The sequence below is a fragment of the Virgibacillus litoralis genome, from assembly GCF_017873675.1.
Taxonomy (GTDB): domain Bacteria; phylum Bacillota; class Bacilli; order Bacillales; family Amphibacillaceae; genus Lentibacillus; species Lentibacillus litoralis.
This window is the reverse complement of sequence record NZ_JAGGKK010000044.1, coordinates 1-1,542: the sequence shown is the minus strand read 5'-3', so window position 1 is coordinate 1,542 and position 1,542 is coordinate 1. Positions and strand designations below refer to the sequence as shown.

At 36.5% G+C, this 1,542-nt stretch carries 1 protein-coding gene; it reads right to left on the bottom strand.

The genetic code is table 11. The features are described 5' to 3' along the window. Positions 1 to 157: 157 nt before the first annotated feature. On the bottom strand, positions 158 to 1,387 hold the full coding sequence (locus tag J2Z82_RS19275) for an IS4 family transposase (RefSeq protein ID WP_209482415.1): 1,230 nt from the start codon (positions 1,385 to 1,387) through the stop codon (positions 158 to 160). Positions 1,388 to 1,542: the final 155 nt, after the last annotated feature.

The window sequence follows — 1,542 nt, the reverse complement described above, 5'->3', positions numbered from 1 at the left end:
TCACTAGCGTTGCATAAAAAAACTATAGCTTAGTCAAATAATTAATTTCAATGTCTGAGATAGATGATTGAATTTTCCGATATTAATGTTCCTGCATTGAAGAAAAAAGGACAATAGGGCTTTAAAGGTAGTCCTGCATCCATTTTTTTACAATTATTTAGTTAACAGGATCATAAGTTAGATCATTCAAATGAGAAATATCACCCGATTCATATTGTGTTAAGGTTTGTTCAAAGATACGTTGGTGCTGCAGTTTTCGTCGACCACTAGATGATCGGTCTGGTTCCTTGATTAATTCAGAGGTAAATGATTTAAGCTTTTTGTACCAGCAATCACAAATCCAATCCCGCATTTCCAGTAACGTACCTTTATATCCTAAGGTATGCTTCATCAATAAGGTTAAGCAAAACACAATCATCGCGATGTAAATCTGGTTGAATACGGCATTTTGGCTTTTTCCATAAAGCTTTTTCAAAACCAAATGTTGCTTACACCACTTGAAAAATAATTCAATTTGCCAGCGCGACCGATAGAGATCACTTATTTCTTGTGCACTAGACTTTGCATCATTGCAGACAATAGAAATTTTAGCTCCTTCACTATCCAATGCTTCTATCAGGCGCAACGGATGTTTCATTTTACCAATCTTCACGACGGCATCACGAAGGATAGAGGAGGAAGGATTTACCGGTAATTCCTCAATCACATGCACAACTGTATTGGTTTTGATTCGAGTGACAAATCGGATCCCTTCTGCACAATAGAAATCAAACTTTTTAAAGTCGAAGTAGCCTCTATCAAATACGTGAAGTGCATGTTTATCTGGTACGATTAAGGCATCTAACTGTGTTTCATCTGCCGGTCTAGCAGGTGTTAGTATTACGTCATTTGGGAAGATTTCACCGTCACAAAAGACAACGGATGTGTGCATTTTTACCCCTGATTTTGTGTCTCGAAAATCCGCCCATTCATATTGAGTAAGACACATGGAAAGCGTTGATGAATCAATTAAATGAATCTTCCCAAGCGCCTGGTCGGCCCTTTTGGATCCAAGTGTCCGGTGCAGCTTTTGAATCAAATGATGCAGGATCACCTGAAAAATTTCAGATGGTATGTCACCAAACTTTCTTGAAAGTTGGGATTTACTGATACTTTCAATCCCAACTTGCCTTTGAACCGTTTTTTTACGACTAACTTTTTCACTTACGCGCCGTAGATTAGGAAGTCCTTTTAGCTGGGCATAGATGAAAAGTCTAGTAAATGTCAATACATCCAGCTTTTTAACATATTTATCAATCTCGGCGTGGTCAATCATTTTTTGAATAACTTTCGAATTTAATGGATGTATGTATTCCTTGAATACGGTTTTTATGGTATTATTGTCCATGAGTTCTCCTTATAGTTAGGGATTTGGACAGGACTACCATACCCTAATTATAAGGTTTTTTTATGGTTTTTTGTAGTGAAAATTACCATTATTCATAATCTTGACATAATATTTATTACTTGACTTTTCCTTGAAAATTTAATGCAACGCTAGTG